Genomic DNA, 14,186 nt, shown 5'->3' with positions numbered 1-14,186 from the left:
CCGGCACCGGCTACGCCACCTTCGGCTCGGGAAGGATCGAAGTCAGCGCGAAGTCGACGAGGTGCAGCCAGGTCGCCTCCAGGCCCATGATGTTGTGATGGTCGGACGCTGGAACGGTCTGCACGCTGACCGGCGTGGGCCATGCCGCGATGAGCTTCTGCGAGCGCTCGGGCAGAACGACGTCGTCGCTCTCGGCCAGCAGCACCTGGGTCTTGGCCGCGACCTCCTTGCAGTGTTCGAGCGAATTGAACTGGTGGCGCAGCAGCAGCGACAGCGGCACGAGCGGAAAGCGCTTCTTCGCCACTTCCAGCATCGAATCGTAGGGCGTCACCAGCTGCAGGCTCGCGAAGTCCTGCCGCGCGACGAGCTGGATGGCCACGCCCGTGCCGAGGCTGCGCCCCACCACGTGCAGTCGCGCATGCGGGAAGGCCTTGCGCAGGTGCCGGGCGAACTGGCTGGCGTCCTGCACCGAGGCGATCTCCGAAGGATGCCCTTGCGAATCGGCCACGCCGCGGTAGTTGACCGCCGCGAAGCCGAAGCCCTCGGGCAGCCAGTGCAGCGTCTGGGCCGTGGCGCGAACGTCCTCGCCGCGACCGGCGAAGTAGATGAAGAGGTCCTGCAGGGCTTCCTCGCCCTGCGGGTGGTAGACGTAGCCGCGGACCATGCCGCCCGGCACGGTGTGGGAGTAGGTCGAGAAATCGTCTGACAGCGGAACGACCGGCAGCTTGCGGGCGTTGAAGAGGATGTGCCCCTGGCGTGCGGCGAGAAGCGTCCAGTACGCGGCGATGCTTCCTATCGTGGCCGCCGAGGCGGACAGGGCAATGCGGGCAGCTTTGTTGGATGACAAATTGGGCTCCGGGGAGAAAGGCTGGCGTCTAGGGCCTGTTCACACTATTTCCGGGGTCGCGTTGGCCCCTTGGAGCGCCAACCCTGCGGGAAGGGCAGCCAGGGCGGGCCACTCGGCGTTGCGCTCCTGGCGTGTGCGCATGCACACGCGTCGTCGCGCGCCTTGATTGGCCCGCCCTGGCTGCCCTTCGCGACCCTGGAAATAGTGTGAACAGGCCCTAGTTTCGCCTCTTTCTCCCGCCGGGAGCCTTGCGGTCTCTTTCTAGCGGGCCGCGATCAGATGCATGGGGCTGAAGGCGATGCCCGGGGTCGTGTCCTCCTCGGCCTGGCGTTGATGTTCGAGCCTGAACCTGCCCACGATCTGCGAGAGGCTGCCCGCCTGCTCCTGCAGCGACTGGGCGGCGGCCGAGGCTTCCTCGACCAGCGCGGCGTTCTGCTGCGTCGTCTGGTCCATCTGAGTCACGGCCTGGTTGATCTGCTCGATGCCCGAGGTCTGCTCCTGGCTCGCGGCGCTGATCTCGCCCATGATGTCCGTCACCCGCTTCACGCTGCCGACGATCTCCTCCATGGTGCGGCCCGCGTCGGCCACCTGGCGGCTGCCTTCCTCGACCTTCTCGACCGAGTCGCCGATCAGCGTCTTGATTTCCTTGGCCGCAGCGGCCGAGCGCTGCGCGAGGCTTCGCACTTCCGACGCCACCACCGCGAAGCCGCGGCCCTGGTCGCCCGCGCGAGCCGCCTCGACGGCCGCGTTCAGCGCGAGGATGTTGGTCTGGAACGCGATGCCGTCGATCACGCCGATGATGTCCACGATCTTCTTCGAGGAGGCATTGATCGAGCCCATGGTCTCGACCACCTGGAACACCACGTTGCCGCCCCGCGTGGCCACTTCCGAGGCGGAGGCGGCCAGCTGGTTGGCCTGGCGGGCGTTGTCGGCGTTCTGCCGGACCGTCGAGGTCAGTTCCTCCAGCGACGCGGCCGTCTGCTCCAGCGAACTGGCCTGTTCCTCGGTGCGCGAGGACAGGTCCTGGTTGCCCACGGCGATCTGCGTGCTGGCGGTCGACACGTTCGCCACCACGCCGTGCACCTGCGCCAGCGAACCCTGCAAGGCGTCGCGCATCTGGTCGAGGGCGCGCAGCAGGTGGCCGGTCTCGTCGCTGGCGTAGCTGGACTGGGCCTTGCCCGTCAGGTCCATGGCCGCGATCGACTGCGCCATGCTCTCGGCGCTGCGCAGCGGGCGCGTGATGCTGCGGGCCAGCAGCCATGCCAGCAGGGCGCCGAGCGCCAGGCTCACGGCGGAGCACACGATGAGCAGCGTGCTGGTCTGCGCGCGCAGGTTGTTGGCGCGGGCGGCGGCGGCATCGAGCTGTTCGCGCTGCATGTCCACCACCTGCTGCACGCCCGCGATGTAGCTCACCGAGGTGGGCTGGAACTGCGAGTCGAAGACGCGGTTGGCGCCGTCGAGGTCGCCGGCGAGCTTGAGCTTGCTCACTTCCTCGCGCGCGCCCAGGTAGGCCTTGCGCAGGTTGCCGACCTTCTCGAGCAGGGCGCGCTCGTCGGGCTTGACCAGCTTTTCCTCGATGAACTTCTGCAGCTCGTTGGTGTTCTTGATCGACGCCGCCGTGGCCGGCGCGAAGTAGTCGATCAGGCTGGCATCGCTGCTCTTGGCGATGGCCGCCGCCCGCTGCACGCCGGCGGTGGTGTGGCGCAGCCAGTCGGAGCCGGCGCGCTCGGTCTTCACGTTGTCCTCGATCATGGCGTCTATCTCGCGGCTGAGCTGCTGCAGCTTCCACACCGCGGCGGCGCTGGTGGCGAGAAAGAGCGCCAGGATGATGCCCAGCACGATGGCCAGGCGCTTGCCGATTGAGACGTTGCTCAGGAACATGGTCGAACTCCGGAAACCAGGAAAAAGAAGAAGGAGGGCGACCGCCGGGGCGCCCTCCATCGCTGGTTATCGGTAGTTCAATTGAAAACTTTAGAAAACTCCGGGCGGAGTTCTCCGGGAAAGGGGCGCGCCGGTGGCCGGGTGGGCCCCTTCGGTTCAGATCTTCAGCGGCGGGAACGACTTGATCAGGTCGTCCAGTGCCTTGATCTGCGTCAGGAAGGGCTCCAGCTTGTCCAGCGGCAGGGCGCTCGGGCCGTCGCACTTGGCCTGGGCCGGGTCCGGGTGGGCTTCGAGGAAGAGGCCGGCCAGGCCCACTGCCATGCCGGCGCGCGCCAGGTCGGCCACCTGCTCGCGGCGGCCGCCCGATGCGGCGGCACCGGCCTCGCGCTGCTGCAGCGCGTGGGTCACGTCGAAGATGATGGGCAGGTTCTGCGACACCTTCTTCATCACGCCGAAGCCCAGCATGTCGACCACGAGGTTGTCGTAGCCGAAGCAGGTGCCGCGGTCGCACAGGATGAGCTGGTCGTTGCCGGCTTCCTTGAACTTCTCGACGATGTTGAGCATCTGCGAGGGGCTCAGGAACTGGGGCTTCTTGATGTTGATCACCCGGCCGGTCTTTGCCAGCGCCACCACCAGGTCGGTCTGCCGCGCCAGGAAGGCGGGCAGCTGGAGCACGTCGACCACCTCGGCGACAGGGGCGGCCTGGGCGATTTCGTGCACGTCGGTCAGCACGGGAACGCCGAAGCTGTCCTTCACTGCCTGCAGGATCTTCAGTCCCTCGTCGAGGCCGGGGCCGCGGTAGGAGTGGATGGACGAGCGGTTGGCCTTGTCGAAACTGCCCTTGAACACGTAGGGAATGCCCAGCTTCTGCGTGACGCGGACGTATTCCTCGGCGCTGCGCAGGGCGAGGTCCTTCGACTCGAGGACGTTGACGCCGCCGAAGAGGACGAAGGGGGCCTCGTTGCTGGTGGCGACTTTGGGGGTGATGGTGACGGTGGACAAGGTTTTCTCCTGACGGGGTGCTTCGGTGCAGGGGCCTATTGTCGTTCCGCCGGCCGGGGTTCAGCCTCCGGGCGTCACCGTCAGGTAGAAGGGCGTCAGCGTGCCCGCCACCGGCCGCAGCAGCTTGAGCAGCAGCGGCTTGCCGTAACCCTCGCCCGCCAGCCGCTTGAGCAGGTCGGACAGCTGGGCCAGCGGCACCCCGTCGCAGCCGACCAGGATGTCGCCGCTGCGCAGCCCGTCGCGCGCGGCGGCCGAGCCGGCCACCACCTCGACCACGCGCACCCCGGTGGCCACCGGCCATTCGTTCTCGCGCACCCAGCGCCGGGGCAGGGCCACCGCCGCGCACTGCACGCCGAGCTTGCCGCGGCGCACCGCGCCATGGCGCATCAGCTCGCCGGCCACCCAGCGGGCTGTGTCGATGGCCACCGCGAAGCTCAGGCCCTGGGCCGATGGAATCACCGCCGTGTTCACGCCGATGACCCGCGCGGCGCTGTCCAGCAGCGGGCCGCCCGAGTTGCCGGGGTTGAGGGCCACGTCGGTCTGGATCACGTCCTCGATCATCCGGCCGCCGCGCGAGGGCAGGCTGCGGCCCAGCGCGCTCACGATGCCGGCGGTTACCGTGAAGTCGAAGCCCAGCGGGTTGCCGACCGCCACGGCCAGCTGGCCCGGCTGCAGCGCGGCCGAACTGCCCAGTGGCAGGAAGGCGCTGGGGTGCGATTCGATGCGCAGCACGGCGATGTCGGTGGAGGCATCGATGCCGACCAGCCGTGCCGTGCTCTCGGTGCCGTCGGCGAAGGCGGCGCGCAGCTCGGTCGCGCCCTCGACCACGTGGGCGTTGGTGATCGTGAAGCCGTCGGGGGTGAAGAGAAAGCCCGAGCCGCTGCCCTGGGCGCCGGGTCCGCCGCCGCGCTGCGCGGCCTTGCGGACCTTGATGTGGGCGACCGCCGCGCTGGCGGTGTGCGCCACCTGCGTCACGGTGGCCGAGTAGGAGTCAAGAATGAATTCGTCGCGCGCGCCCATGGAGCACCTCTTCTTTCAGTCGGCGGAACCAGAAGGAAATGGCGGTGCGGCGGAGGTTTTCAACCCGGGCGCGGGGCGCGGCGGATGTTCACGAAGCCTTCAGCGAAGGCTCAGCGAGTCTTCAGCAGCGGGCGGGACACTGGAATTCCCAGAAAAACACCCATACCCACGGGAAAAACCAGCTTGAAGCACTTCATTCTTCTGCTCGCCGTCGCCACCCTCGCGGTGGGCTGCGGCCACGATCGCCATCGCCACAACCGGGACCGCGACCACAACGGCATTCCGGACCGCTACGAGCGCAACCGGGACAGCGACGGAGACGGCGTGCCCGACCGCTACGACCGCCGGCCGGTCGATCCGCGCAGGTACTGATCGCCTCAGGGGCCCTTGGGCCGCGAGGAAGGTTCCCAGGAGTCGGGCGTGGTCGCCACCAGCGACTTGAAATCCTTCCACGGCCGCGCGCCGGGAATGGTGCGTCCGCCGACGATCAGCCCCTTGGCGAACACCACCATGCGTTCGCGCAGGTAGGCCCGGTCGGACTCCGGCCAGGTCTCGATGGAATGGGGCCCGCGCGCGAGCACCATTTCCTTCAGGCCGCGGATGCGGTTGTAGGCGGCCACGGTGCCTTCCAGCGTTTCCGCGCGGTCCCACAGGCCCTTGCCGAAGAAGGCGGCCGGCCAGCGGTCCATGCCCGCAAGCGTCGACGAGTTCGGATAGAACACGATGTGATGCTCGGCCGCCATGCCGCCCAGGAACAGGTTGCGGTCGGCCAGGTCGGGCGAGTCGCCCACGTAGCCCGCGCCGCTGGCGAACGAAGACAGCAGCAGCGCGCCGCGTATGTTGCGCAGGCCCTTGGGCGGCGTGCAGTTGGGCTGGGGCATGTCGAAGCTGCACTGGGCGACGTAGTTCTTCGTCATGGCCCAGGCGGTGGACATCGAGCCGCGCGAGTAGCCGCCGAGCACCAGCGGAATCTCGCTGGCCGGCATGCCCGCCAGCAGCCGGCCCCGGGTGGCCTCGCCTTCGAGCGACTCGCCCCTGGGCGTGAGGATGCGCAGGCCGCGCCCGGTTTCCAGCGCCGTGAGCGCGCGGAACACGTCCTCGCCTTGCTCCAGCGTGTTGGTGTCGCTGAAGCCGCCCGACAGCCCCTCGCCGCGCCGGTCGTAGGCCAGCACGTCGAAGCCGGCCTTGTTGAGCGCGTACAGGTTCTCGCGCCACCAGCGCTGGCCCATGGTCTCGGTGGTCGCGTTGGGGAAGTTGACCGGAACGGTCTTGCCGGTCTTCTCGTCGATGCGGTACGAAACCTCGTCGGGATGCTGGATGGCCGTGAGCTGCCCGCCGCCGCCCGGCGCCATGACGACCAGCGCGCGCGTCTTCTTTCCCTTGCCGTCGTCGATGCCCGCGCCTTCGATGTACCAGCCGCGCAGCTTGATGTCGCCGGTCATCTTCAGGTCGATGCGCTCGAAGGTGTCGCGCGGCGCCGTGAACTCCACCACGTAGGTGCGCGCGTCGGCCTCGGCGATGCCCTCGCGGTACGGCGCCCTGGCGAAGAAGGCGGGGCGGCGGATCTGCTTCAGGTCGACGTTGCCGTCGGGATCTATCCTGCCGGACGGGTCGACCACGCCGGTCGAGCGCGTGGCGCGCTCCTTGTTGGGCGGCAGCCACCGCTGCATCTGCGAGTCGATGCGCTTGAAGCAGGCCGGGTCTTCCTTGCAGGCGCGCCAGCGGGTCTTGAGCTTTTCGTCGGTGAACTCGCTGATGTAGTAGTTGCCGCCTGCATACCCGGCGGGCGGGCGGTTGGCCGTCAGCAGCACCGGCACGCAGACCTTGGCTCCCTTGCTGTTCTTCGGGTCCCGCGGCAGAAGGTAGCCGCCCATCATCGCGTTGCGGTCGGTGCCGACCCAGGCGGTGCAGTCGGTGGGCGGCGGCGTGCTGGCCGCGGCCTCGCGCTGCGCTTCGGTGGGGCCGCTGCTGCACGCGCCAAGCTGCAGGACGAGGATGGCGGCGGCAAGGCCGGACGCGACGGTCCCGGGGCGAAGCCGGGCAGGGCGCGTCGTGATGGTCGCAGTCATCGGCTCAGGGCTTCCGGTTGAAAGAGAAAAGTGCATGCAGCGAAGCGCGAATCTGGAGGCCCCGATCTTCGCCGGATCGACGCGCGGAAAACGAAGCCATGGCCGTTTCAGGGTGAAAGCGCACGCCTCGATTCGCGTAGGACATGTCCTGCACGCGCATGCGCTGCTTTCCACCATCCATGGCCGTGCCGGGAGCGCCCAATCGCCGCCGGCCCGTAAGGAAACATGCGGACACCGGCAGACACGAGGAGACAAGAGAGATGATGAATTTCGAAGGCATCTACTGCTTCGACACCGCCAGCGTGCGCTTCGCCTTCTATCCCGACGGTCCCGGCGGCCCCCGAGCGATCGCACAGATTTCCGAGGAGACGCTGCACGACGAATTCGGCGTGCGCGAGATCGGCGAGCACCTGCTCGATGCGTGCCAGGAGCACTTCAACGCGATAGAGCCCGCCGCGGTCGCGCGTTACCGCGCAATGCCGGGCCGGGCCATCACGCTCACCATCGAAGACTTCGGGCTCCGCGCCTGAAGCATCGCCACCAGCGCGCGGACCATCGCGCGGGGCACGGTCACCTCTTCGACACGGCGAGGAGGCGCTGGCCGTACCCCGGGGGCATTCGGCCCCCGGCAGATTGGCATCAGGCCAGAACGAAGAATGCGCGGCTCCCGCGGATGCGGGGCGCAATCGGCTTGTTGCTGCTGCTATGCGCCCGCCCCAGGCGGCGCGCGATGCCGGATCTCGCTTTGCAGCGCGCGCTGGCCGGACGAAAGCGCCAGCTCGTAGCTCTCCGCAGGCTCGAAGGCCTTGCGCAGCACGCGCGGGTGCGTGCCCTGATCGTCGGTTTCGAGCAGCTGCCAGACAAAGGCACCCGGCAGCGGCTCCTCGATGGTGAGTTCGATGGGATGTGTCATGGCGACACCATGGCGCCGCGCGCGTGTTCTGTCTGTAGGCTTGGAACGACGTTGAGGCTGCGCGCCGCGGCCTCTTTCTTTTTCGATGCGGAGCAGCAGGCCATGCGATGGGTGCACGACAGGACGGAAGGCCCCCCGGGGACAAACCTGGGCTGCCGCAGGGCCCCGGGAGCAGCTCAGGCGATGTCGCCGTGCACCAGCCGTTCGAACACGTCCTGCGTTCCCATCTGCCCGCCCTTGAGCATGACTTCCATGCCGTCGAGCGACGCGTCGTCGCTGTGCACGCGGCACAGCGATGCGCCGGCGCCCATGTCGGCGGCATATGACAGGCCCCACACGTCCAGCGCCTGCATGCTGTGGCTCGACGTGTCGCCGCCGGCCACGCCGATGCGCCCGAGCGGCTGCTTCGCCAGCACGGCGGCCAGGAGGTCGCCGCCGGCGCGGGCGAGAGCCTGTGCGTCGAGATCCGCCGCCGCAGGCATGCCCGTGGAGTCAGCCGAGCGCGGTGCGCGCGTGCAGGCCAGGACGTTGCGCCCCTGCGCGAGGCTGCGCGAGATCGCATCCGCCTGGTCGGCAAGTGCTGCCGCGTCGCGCCGGGCGAGCTGCGCTGCATCGAGCCACACGATGTCGAAGGACTTCGCGGCCGCGACCTGCGACGCGGTCACGGGCGAGAGGCTTCCCGCCAGGACCAGCACGGGCCCCCGCGCGGGCGCCAGCTTCGCACGCACGGCCCGTGCGCCGCCCGAAGAAGGCATGGCCGTGGCGAGCGCATCGACCACGCTGCTCGGGCCGACGGCCAGCATGGTCGCGCCCTGCGCGCGGGCCCACAGGACCTCGCCGATGGCCGCGAGCTGGCCGGCATCCGCGACGTCGAACAGGACGGCGTCCGCGGGCGGCGCGTTGAGCGCCTGCCGCAGCGCGGTATCGAGTGCGTCGCTGCCGCGCGAGGCAGCGGTGAAGGGCACGCAGTGCACCTCGGCCAGGCCCTGCCTGGCAAGGTGCAGCCGCAGGTCCGCCTCGTCCATGGGCGTCACGGGGTGCCGGCTCATGGTGGGATGGCGGTCGATGCGGAACACTTCGCCGCCGCTTCCCGCCGCGGCGAAGAGATTGCCGAAGAGGCAGTAGCGGCCCAGGCCGGGCTGCCCGCCCACGATCGCGGTCCACGGCTGCTGCACGGCCGAGCGCAGCAGGCGCACGGCCGCGCCGATGGAGCCGATGTGCGGCGCGCTGTCGAAGGTCGAGCAGGTCTTGTAGTGCAGCACGCGCGCGCCGAGCGAGCGGAACAGTGCGGCCACCGGGCGGAGCTCGGCCTGCATCTCTTCCGGCGTCATGGCGCGCGCCGCGCCCGCGATGCCCAGCACGTCGAGCGGCCCAGCGCGGTCGAGGCGCACCGCGTCGGGCGTCTTCAGGAAGAGCAGCGCGCGCAGGCCCGCGCGTGCCGCCGTGCCCAGGGTGTCCGTCGCACCGGTGAAGTCGTCTCCGTAGTAGACGATTGCCGGCGCCGATGCCTCGGGCCTCATGGCCTGCCGAAGAAGGCGAGTGCGCGTGCCAGCTCGGGCTGGTCCCTGGCCGCGTCGGCCAGCGAGACGCCCGCGCGCGCGGCCGACCATGCCTGGCGGATGCTCGCCACGCCCGCCGCCGCACCGTCGGGGTGGGCGAGGATGCCGCCGCCGGCCATGAAGAGCAGGTCGTCGCTGCCGACGGCCGCCCAAGTCGCGGGCACGGTGCCGGCCCACTGGCCCGACGAGAACGCCGGCATCACGCGGTCGTCCGCGGCTTCGGTGAGCGGGGTGAAGCAGTCGCGCGCCGATTCGACGACCTCGCTGTCGGGCTGCGAGAACTTGCCCTGCAGCCCGTGCACGTGCATGTGGTCCACGCCGGCCAGCCGCCACAGCGTCTGGTAGGCCTGGAAGGAGATGCCCAGCAGCGGATGCCGCGACAGCGCGCCGTAGCCGTTGCGATGCCCGTGCAGCGCCAGGCCGGTGTGCCGGCGCAGCGTCTGGATGCCCGAGTGCCCGCACCAGTTGAGGCTGGCCATCACGCACGAGCCGCCCTCGCGCTCGACCAGGTCGGCGTGGCGCTTCATCGCATCGGTCTCGTCGGTGATGTTGAAGGCCACCATCACGTGCTTGCCGGTGCGCTCGCGGTGCGCGCGCACGACGGCCATCACCGCCGGCACGCGCTCGGCCAGCGGGGCGTGCGCGGGGTCGGCGCAGACTTCGTCGTCCTTGATGAAGTCGACGCCCGCGGCGCACAGCCGACCCACCAGCTCGGCGGTGTCGGAAGCCCGCATGCCCACGTTGGGCTTGATGATGGTGCCGACCAGCGCGCCGCTTTCCACGCCGGTGGCGCGCCGCGTTCCGGCGATGCCCGCGCGCGGCATCTCGAAGCGCGCACGGTAGTCGGCCGGCAGCCGCAGCGACTCGAGCCGCAGCCCCGTCACCTCGCCCAGGTCGTACAGGTTGCCCGAGACCGTGGCCGCGAGCGTCGGCAGGTTGGCGCCGATGTTCGCCACCGGAAACGCGATGTCGACATGCGCGCGCCTCCACGGCCCTGGGGTGCCCCTGCGCTCGAGCAGCGCGTTGGGCAGCGAGGGCGCGTCGGCCGCTTCGAGCTCGGTGACTGCCTCGACCGTTGCACGCGCGCGTTCGCGCAGCGCGTCGGTCTCGCCCTCCACGCGCGTGAAGGTGCCGCAGGACTGCTCGCCGGCCATCACCTCGGCCACGGCGGCCGGATCGAGCGGCGTCTCGATGAGATACCGCGCGCGGATGAGCCCTGGCATGCGCTCGGGTGTCGTCGCGCTCACAGCTTGTCCAGCGCGGGGAAGGGGCGCACCGGCTCGCTGCCGTCCCAGCCTTGCGACGCGCTGCGGATCAGGTCGAACATCCTGCCCTTGGGGCCGGCCACCTCCGACAGCTCGATGACGGTGCCCGGGTGGTATTCGGTGTCGAAGTAGACGAAGCGCCCGCGCTCGCCCACCTCGCCGCTCATGACCGGCCTGAAGCCCTGCGCGGTGAGGCGCGCGAGGTCGGCGTCGTAGTCGGCGGTCCAGTAGGCCACGTGCTGCAGCCCGGTGCGCCCGGCCTGGAGGAAATCGCGGTACATCGAGGGCACGTCGTTGCGCGTCTGTATGAGCTCGACCTGCACGTAGCCCGAGTTGGCCAGCGCCACCGAGTTGTGGGGCTCGTGCGCCTCGCCGTTGTAGCGGTAGTTCCTGATCGGCACCTTGGGGTTGTAGAACCAGGGGCCCACGCCGAGCGTGGTGCTCCAGTAGTCCATCGCGGCTTCGATGTCGTGCACGACATAGCCCAGTTGGCGGATCTCGCCGAGGAATCGACTCATTGCGGGTGGCTCCGTGGATGTGAGTTGTTGTGTGTTGTGTCGTCTGTGGAACGCGAGGGCCGGCTCAGGACTTCAGGAAGCCCGTCGAGAACCACGGGAACGCGGCCACGATCACGAGGCCGATCAGCATCGCGGCGATGTAGCCCCAGATGTGCCTGATGCCCTCGTCGGGATTGACCTTGCTCACCGCACAGGCGCCGTAGTAGCCCACGCCGAAGGGCGGCGCGAACAGGCCGATGCCCATCGCGAAGATCACGACCATCGCGTAGTGCACCTCGTGCACGCCCGCGGCCTTTGCAATGGGAAAGAGCAGCGGCCCGAACAGCACGATGGCCGGGATGCCCTCCAGCACGCTGCCCAGCACGATGAAGGCGACGATCGACACCGCCAGGAAGCCGTAGGCCCCGCCGGGCAGCGCGCCCATGAGCCGCGCCAGGTCCTGCGAGAAGCCCGACTGCGTGAGCCCCCAGGCCATGGCGGTGGCGCAGCCGACGATGAAGATGATGGCGCCCGAGAGCGAAGCGGTGTCCACCAGCATCGGCTTGATGCGCTTCCAGTCGAACTGCCGGTACACCACCAGGCCCACGATGGCCGAGTAGACGATGCCGATGGTCGACACCTCGGTGGCCGTGGCCACGCCCTCGACCACGGCCGCGCGGATCACGAAGGGCAGCAGCACTGCCGGCAGCGCGACCAGCAGCAGCTTTCCGATCTCCCGCTTGCTGTGGCGCTGCACCGCGCTCAGGTCTTCGCGGCGGTAGCGCCACCACACCACCACGCACAGCGCCGCACCGAGCACCACGGCCGGCAGCAGGCCGCCCGTGAACAGCGCGGCGATCGAGATGCCGGTGACGGAGCCGATGGTGATGAGCACGATCGACGGCGGAATGGTCTCCGTCTGCGCGCCGGTGGCCGACAGCAGCGCCACCAGGTCGCCGGGCTTGGCGCCGCGCTTGGTCATTTCGGGGAACAGCACCGGCGCGATGGCCGCCATGTCGGCGATCTTCGAGCCCGAGATGCCCGACACCAGGTACATGGCGCCGATGAGCACGTAAGAGAGGCCGCCGCGCACGTGGCCCAGCAGGCTGGCCAGGAACTGGATCATGGCGCGCGCCATGCCGGTCATTTCGATGAGCGCGCCGAGGAAGATGAAAAGCGGCACCGCCAGCAGGATCAGGTGCGACATGCCCTCGTCGAGCCGCCCGACCATCACCAGCAGCGGCGTGCGCGTGGTCAGCGCCAGGTAGCCGAAGGTGGCCAGCGCGAAGGAGAACGCGATGGGCACGCCCGAGAGCACCGTGGCCGCCACGACGACCACGAAGAAGATCACCAGGTTGAACTTGCCCAGCGTGGCGAAGAGCGGCGCGGCCAGCCAGAAGGCGCCGACCAGCGCCGCCATGCCGAGCAGGGCCACCGCGATCTGCCGGCCGGAGCACACGCGCAGCAGCCGCAGCAGCGCCATCGCCAGCATGATGCCGATGCCCGCGGGAATGGCCGCGGCGCGCCACGCGTTGCTGACCTCCAGCGCGGGCGTGACGATGAACGACTCCTCGTGCGCGTAGTCGATGGACGGCCAGATGATGAGCGCGAGGAACGCGACCGAGGCGGCGATGGCGAAGGCGTCGAGCATGGCGCGCGCCTGCGGGCGTACCTTCTGCACCAGCGCCGTCATGCGCATGTGCTCGCCGCGCCGCAGCGCCACCACCGCGCCGAGCATCGACAGCCACAGGAAGAGGATGGACGCGAGCTCGTCCGACCACACCAGCGGCGCGTGGAACACGTAGCGCGACACCACGCCCGCGAACAGCACGCAGATCTCGGCCAGCACCAGCAGCGCTGCCACCGCCTCGACCGCGCCGCCGAGCACGCGGTCGGCGTGCGAGGCGAAGCGGACCAGCGGATTGGCCGGGGCACCGGTGGACGTGCCCGTGCCCGGAATGGCTGCAGCCTCGAAGGTCGATTCGTGCACCATGGGTCTTCAGGCCAGCTTGCCGACCGCGCCTTCGAGCAGCGCCCAGGCCTCTGGGCCGAAGCGGCCCTTCCATTCGCCGTAGAAGCCCGAGTCGCGCAGCTTGGCGCGGAAGCTGTCGGCCGCCGGGCGGTTGATGGCGAGGCCCTTGGCCTGCAGGTCGCCTACGACCGATTCATTGAGCTTCTTGATGTCCTCGCGCTGCTGCATGCCGGCGTCGTTGATGGCGCGCGCCACGATGGTCTTCAGGTCGTCGGGCAGGGCGTCCCAGGCGCGGCCGTTGGCGATGAACCAGTAGCCGTCCCAGATGTGGTTGGTGAGCGAGCAGAACTTCTGCACTTCGAAGAGCTTGGCCACCTGGATGATGGGCAGCGGGTTCTCCTGCGCGTCGACGATCTTCGTCTGCAGCGCCGAGTACACCTCGCTGAACTGCAGACTGGCCGGCGCGGCGCCCAGGCCCTTGAACATGGAGATCGACAGCGGGCTCACCGGCACGCGGATCTTCAGGCCGTCCATGTCCTTCGCGGTGGCCACTGCCGCCTTGCTGCTGGTGGTCTGGCGAAAGCCGTTGTCCCACATCTTCTCGAAGGCGTACAGGCGCGACTTGGCGATGGCGCCGCGCACGTGCGCGCCGAGCTTGCCGTCCATGGCGGCCCACACCTGGGCGTAGTCGCTGAACGCGAAGCCCACCGCGTTGATGGCGGCCACGGGTACCAGCGTGGCGATGACCAGCGCGGAGGGCGTGAAGAACTCGATGCCGCCGGAGCGCACCTGCGCCAGCATGTCGGTGTCGCCGCCGAGCTGGTTGTTGGGAAAGATCTTGATTTCGACGCGGCCCTTGGTCTCCCTGGCGATGCGGTCGGCCGCTTCCTGTGCGCGGATGTTCAGCGGGTGCGTCAGCGGCAGGTTGTTGCCGTACTTGTACGAGAACTCCGCGGCGCGCGCGATGCGCGGCACCGCCGCCACGATGCCCGCGGCGGGCAGGGCGGAGAAAGTGCGCAGGGCATCCCTGCGGGTCAGGCGGCTGGTTGGGGTCATGTCTCGTTGTCTCCGTGATCTTCTGAAGAAGCGCTGCCCGGCCGATGGGCCGAGCAGCTGTTTGACGGGTTGCGCCGTTGATGCAATCTGATGCATCGTCGAATT

At 69.3% G+C, this 14,186-nt stretch carries 13 protein-coding genes; 2 read left to right on the top strand and 11 right to left on the bottom strand.

Annotated elements, in window-relative coordinates:
• Window positions 1-10: 10 nt before the first annotated feature.
• From BMY35_RS18485 to BMY35_RS18470, 4 genes are all read right to left on the bottom strand, one after another.
• Window positions 11-847: an alpha/beta hydrolase gene (locus BMY35_RS18485; RefSeq protein ID WP_093202013.1), complete on the bottom strand. Its 837-nt coding sequence runs from the start codon at window positions 845-847 to the stop codon at window positions 11-13.
• Between the two features lie 261 nt (window positions 848-1,108).
• Window positions 1,109-2,728: a methyl-accepting chemotaxis protein gene (locus BMY35_RS18480; protein ID WP_093202010.1), complete on the bottom strand. Its 1,620-nt coding sequence runs from the start codon at window positions 2,726-2,728 to the stop codon at window positions 1,109-1,111.
• A 156-nt stretch (window positions 2,729-2,884) separates the two neighbouring features.
• On the bottom strand, window positions 2,885-3,730 hold the full coding sequence (gene kdsA / locus BMY35_RS18475) for a 3-deoxy-8-phosphooctulonate synthase (protein WP_093202008.1): 846 nt from the start codon (window positions 3,728-3,730) through the stop codon (window positions 2,885-2,887).
• A gap of 60 nt (window positions 3,731-3,790) precedes the next feature.
• Window positions 3,791-4,750, bottom strand: a complete 960-nt coding sequence (locus BMY35_RS18470; RefSeq protein WP_093202005.1) for a S1C family serine protease — start codon at window positions 4,748-4,750, stop codon at window positions 3,791-3,793.
• Window positions 4,751-4,933: 183 nt separating this feature from the next.
• Here BMY35_RS18470 and BMY35_RS18465 point away from each other — a divergent pair, with 183 nt between their 5' ends.
• The gene (locus BMY35_RS18465) at window positions 4,934-5,122 is read left to right on the top strand and encodes a hypothetical protein (protein WP_093202002.1); all 189 of its coding nucleotides are present in this window, start codon (window positions 4,934-4,936) and stop codon (window positions 5,120-5,122) included.
• 5 nt (window positions 5,123-5,127) lie between these two features.
• Here the strand turns inward: BMY35_RS18465 and BMY35_RS18460 are convergent, their stop codons facing one another.
• Window positions 5,128-6,819 (bottom strand): alpha/beta fold hydrolase, encoded by a 1,692-nt coding sequence (locus BMY35_RS18460; protein ID WP_093202000.1) that lies wholly within the window; start codon window positions 6,817-6,819, stop codon window positions 5,128-5,130.
• 260 nt (window positions 6,820-7,079) lie between these two features.
• Between BMY35_RS18460 and BMY35_RS18455 the strand changes: the two genes are divergently transcribed.
• The gene (locus BMY35_RS18455) at window positions 7,080-7,349 is read left to right on the top strand and encodes a hypothetical protein (protein ID WP_093201997.1); all 270 of its coding nucleotides are present in this window, start codon (window positions 7,080-7,082) and stop codon (window positions 7,347-7,349) included.
• A gap of 173 nt (window positions 7,350-7,522) precedes the next feature.
• Here the strand turns inward: BMY35_RS18455 and BMY35_RS18450 are convergent, their stop codons facing one another.
• The 6 genes from BMY35_RS18450 to BMY35_RS18425 form a co-directional block, all read right to left on the bottom strand.
• Window positions 7,523-7,732 carry a hypothetical protein gene (locus tag BMY35_RS18450; protein WP_093201995.1) on the bottom strand — a complete coding sequence of 70 codons (210 nt, stop codon included), beginning with the start codon at window positions 7,730-7,732 and terminating at the stop codon, window positions 7,523-7,525.
• Between the two features lie 176 nt (window positions 7,733-7,908).
• Window positions 7,909-9,252 carry a four-carbon acid sugar kinase family protein gene (locus BMY35_RS18445; protein ID WP_093201992.1) on the bottom strand — a complete coding sequence of 448 codons (1,344 nt, stop codon included), beginning with the start codon at window positions 9,250-9,252 and terminating at the stop codon, window positions 7,909-7,911.
• Complete coding sequence (locus BMY35_RS18440; protein WP_093201989.1) at window positions 9,249-10,514, bottom strand: ribulose-bisphosphate carboxylase large subunit family protein; 1,266 nt, start codon at window positions 10,512-10,514, stop codon at window positions 9,249-9,251. The genes BMY35_RS18445 and BMY35_RS18440 overlap by 4 nt, the downstream gene beginning before the upstream one ends.
• 20 nt (window positions 10,515-10,534) lie before the next feature.
• Window positions 10,535-11,074: a VOC family protein gene (locus tag BMY35_RS18435; protein WP_093201987.1), complete on the bottom strand. Its 540-nt coding sequence runs from the start codon at window positions 11,072-11,074 to the stop codon at window positions 10,535-10,537.
• A gap of 64 nt (window positions 11,075-11,138) precedes the next feature.
• Window positions 11,139-13,046 (bottom strand): TRAP transporter large permease, encoded by a 1,908-nt coding sequence (locus tag BMY35_RS18430; RefSeq protein WP_093201983.1) that lies wholly within the window; start codon window positions 13,044-13,046, stop codon window positions 11,139-11,141.
• Between the two features lie 6 nt (window positions 13,047-13,052).
• Window positions 13,053-14,081 carry a TRAP transporter substrate-binding protein gene (locus BMY35_RS18425; RefSeq protein ID WP_093201981.1) on the bottom strand — a complete coding sequence of 343 codons (1,029 nt, stop codon included), beginning with the start codon at window positions 14,079-14,081 and terminating at the stop codon, window positions 13,053-13,055.
• Window positions 14,082-14,186: the final 105 nt, after the last annotated feature.

Source organism: Variovorax sp. YR750, from assembly GCF_900109805.1.
Classification (GTDB): domain Bacteria; phylum Pseudomonadota; class Gammaproteobacteria; order Burkholderiales; family Burkholderiaceae_C; genus Variovorax; species Variovorax gossypii.
This window is presented reverse-complemented; position numbering and strand designations above follow the sequence as displayed.

What these genes read in the sequence shown, in the direction of transcription:
- BMY35_RS18480 (WP_093202010.1), bottom strand. Translation starts at nt 2,728, where the DNA reads ATGTTCCTGAGCAACGTCTCAATCGGCAAGCGCCTGGCCATCGTGCTG.
- BMY35_RS18470 (WP_093202005.1), bottom strand. Translation starts at nt 4,750, where the DNA reads ATGGGCGCGCGCGACGAATTCATTCTTGACTCCTACTCGGCCACCGTG.
- BMY35_RS18460 (WP_093202000.1), bottom strand. Translation starts at nt 6,819, where the DNA reads ATGACTGCGACCATCACGACGCGCCCTGCCCGGCTTCGCCCCGGGACC.
- BMY35_RS18455 (WP_093201997.1), top strand. Translation starts at nt 7,080, where the DNA reads ATGATGAATTTCGAAGGCATCTACTGCTTCGACACCGCCAGCGTGCGC.
- BMY35_RS18450 (WP_093201995.1), bottom strand. Translation starts at nt 7,732, where the DNA reads ATGACACATCCCATCGAACTCACCATCGAGGAGCCGCTGCCGGGTGCC.
- BMY35_RS18445 (WP_093201992.1), bottom strand. Translation starts at nt 9,252, where the DNA reads ATGAGGCCCGAGGCATCGGCGCCGGCAATCGTCTACTACGGAGACGAC.
- BMY35_RS18440 (WP_093201989.1), bottom strand. Translation starts at nt 10,514, where the DNA reads ATGCCAGGGCTCATCCGCGCGCGGTATCTCATCGAGACGCCGCTCGAT.
- BMY35_RS18435 (WP_093201987.1), bottom strand. Translation starts at nt 11,074, where the DNA reads ATGAGTCGATTCCTCGGCGAGATCCGCCAACTGGGCTATGTCGTGCAC.
- BMY35_RS18430 (WP_093201983.1), bottom strand. Translation starts at nt 13,046, where the DNA reads ATGGTGCACGAATCGACCTTCGAGGCTGCAGCCATTCCGGGCACGGGC.
- BMY35_RS18425 (WP_093201981.1), bottom strand. Translation starts at nt 14,081, where the DNA reads ATGACCCCAACCAGCCGCCTGACCCGCAGGGATGCCCTGCGCACTTTC.